This window comes from Streptomyces alkaliphilus (assembly GCF_014141535.1).
GTDB lineage: Bacteria > Actinomycetota > Actinomycetes > Streptomycetales > Streptomycetaceae > Streptomyces > Streptomyces alkaliphilus.
Map to the genome: position 1 here is coordinate 1 of NZ_VKHT01000854.1, position 2,185 is coordinate 2,185.

General features: G+C 70.0%; 2 protein-coding genes. Both read left to right on the forward strand.

Features of this window, described 5'->3' with window-relative positions; genetic code table 11:
- The first annotated feature begins 189 nt into the window (after nucleotides 1–189).
- Nucleotides 190–1,335, forward strand: a complete 1,146-nt coding sequence (locus FNQ90_RS20475; RefSeq protein ID WP_182607707.1) for an aliphatic sulfonate ABC transporter substrate-binding protein — start codon at nucleotides 190–192, stop codon at nucleotides 1,333–1,335.
- A 30-nt stretch (nucleotides 1,336–1,365) separates the two neighbouring features.
- Entirely contained in the window at nucleotides 1,366–2,160 is a 795-nt protein-coding gene (locus FNQ90_RS20480; RefSeq protein ID WP_143618466.1) for an ABC transporter ATP-binding protein, read from the forward strand.
- Nucleotides 2,161–2,185 lie beyond the last annotated feature (25 nt).

The window sequence follows — 2,185 nt, forward strand, 5'->3', positions numbered from 1 at the left end:
CCCTCCTCCGGCGGTGAGCCCCGCCCCGGTTTCCCCTCCGGGAGCACCGTCTCACCATGCGGTCGCCGGGAAAGGGCCCATACCCCGGCCGTCATCCCGCCGGGCCGCCCGGAGGAGACCACCCGGGGTCCTGCTCTTCCGCCGCTCGGCTCCACCGACCGGCTTCTCCTCATCGGAAGGTTTCCGTACATGTCCGCGTTCCGTCCTCCACTCCGCCGTCCGGTGCACCGTTCCTCCGGAGGGATCGTGGCCCTCACCGCCGCTCTGCTGTTGGGCGGGCTCACCGCCTGCGGCTACGGCTCCGACAGCCCGGACACGTCGTCGACCGGGAACTCCCCCGCCCGGGCGGCAGAGGGCGAGGCGCTCTCCGCCGACGAGGTCTCCATCGGTTACTTCGCCAACATCACCCACGGCACCGCCCTGGTGGGCCTGGCCGAGAGCGGGCCGATTCGGGAGGAACTGGCGGGCACCGCCCTCAAGACGCAGGTCTTCAACGCCGGACCCTCCGCCATCGAGGCGCTGAACGCGGGCGCGGTGGACATCACCTTCATCGGTCCCAACCCGGCCATCAACGGCTACGTGCAATCGGGCGGGCGAAACCTGCGCATCGTCGCCGGCGCGGCCTCCGGAGGCGCCTCCCTGGTCGTGAATCCCGACAACGTCGAGAACCTGGAGGACCTCGAGGGCAAGCGGATCGCCACCCCGCAACTGGGCAACACCCAGGACGTGGCGCTGCTGAACTACCTGGACGAACAGGGCTTCGAGGTGGACGGCGAGTCCGGGACGGGGGACGTCACCGTGCTGCGCATCGCGAACGCCGAGATCCCCCCGGCGTTCGAGAACGGCTCCATCGACGGTGCCTGGGTGCCCGAACCGACCGCCGCCAAGCTGGTCTCCCAGGGGGCCGTGACCCTCCTGGACGAGGGCGACCTGTGGGAGGACGGCCGCTACGTGGTCACCCATGTCATCGCCTCACAGGAGTTCCTGGCCGATCACCCCGATGTCGTGGAGGCGGTGATCCGCGGCGTGGTGAGGTCCAACGCCCTGCTCAACGAGAACCCCGAGGAGGCGAAGGAAACCATCAACTCCGCCCTGGAGGAGCTCTCCGGCGCGGCACTTCCCGACGAGGTCCTGGACCCCGCCTTCGAGCACGTGGAGTTCCTCAACGACCCGTTGGCGAAAACGTTGAGCGCGGGGGCCGAGCACGCCGTGGCCGCCGGTCTGCTGGACGAGCCCGATCTCACCGGCATCTACGACCTGCGGCTGCTCAACAAGGTCCTGGCCGAGGCGGGGGAGCCAAAGATCACCGAGGACGCCGGCCTCGGCATCGGCTGACCGCCCCCACCCCTTTCCGGAGACGCGCTCATGACCAAAGCTCTCACCACCACAACGTCCCACGACGGCCACACGCCTCCTCCCGCGGTCGGTATCCACGGCGTGTCGAAGTCCTTCGGCCCCCGGGGGAACCAACAGCCGGCCCTGGAGGGCATCGACCTGACCGTGGCCCCGGGGGAGTTCGTCACCCTGCTGGGCGCCTCCGGATGCGGGAAATCCACACTGCTCAACCTGATCGCGGGACTCGACGAGCCGTCCGCCGGGGAGATCCACCTCTCCGGCGGACGCCCCGCCCTGATGTTCCAGGAACACGCCCTGCTCCCCTGGCTCACCGCCGGCCGGAACATCGAGCTGGCCCTGAGACTGCGTGGCCTCTCCGCCCCGGAACGGCGCACGGAGATCGAGCGGTTGCTGGAACTGGTCCGGCTCGGCGGCACCGGGGACAGGAGAGTGCACGAGTTGTCCGGTGGGATGCGCCAGCGGGTGGCGCTGGCCAGGGCTCTCGCCCAGGACAGCCGCCTGCTGCTGATGGACGAGCCGTTCGCCGCGCTGGACGCCATCACCCGGGACGTGCTGCACGAGGAACTCATCCGGATCTGGTCCGCCACGGGTGTCTCCATTCTGTTCGTCACCCACAACGTCCGCGAGGCGGTCCGCCTGGCCCAGCGGGTCATCCTCCTCTCCTCCCGCCCGGGCCGGGTCGTTCGGGAATGGGAGGTCGCCATTCCCCAGCCCCGACGCATCGAGGACGCGGAGGTCTCCGCCCTCTCACTGGACATCACCGACCACCTGCGCAGGGAGATCCGACGCCATGGCCGCCACTGACCGCTCCTCTCCCACCACCCCACCC

What these genes read in the sequence shown, in the direction of transcription:
- FNQ90_RS20475 (WP_182607707.1), top strand. Translation starts at nt 190, where the DNA reads ATGTCCGCGTTCCGTCCTCCACTCCGCCGTCCGGTGCACCGTTCCTCC.
- FNQ90_RS20480 (WP_143618466.1), top strand. Translation starts at nt 1,366, where the DNA reads ATGACCAAAGCTCTCACCACCACAACGTCCCACGACGGCCACACGCCT.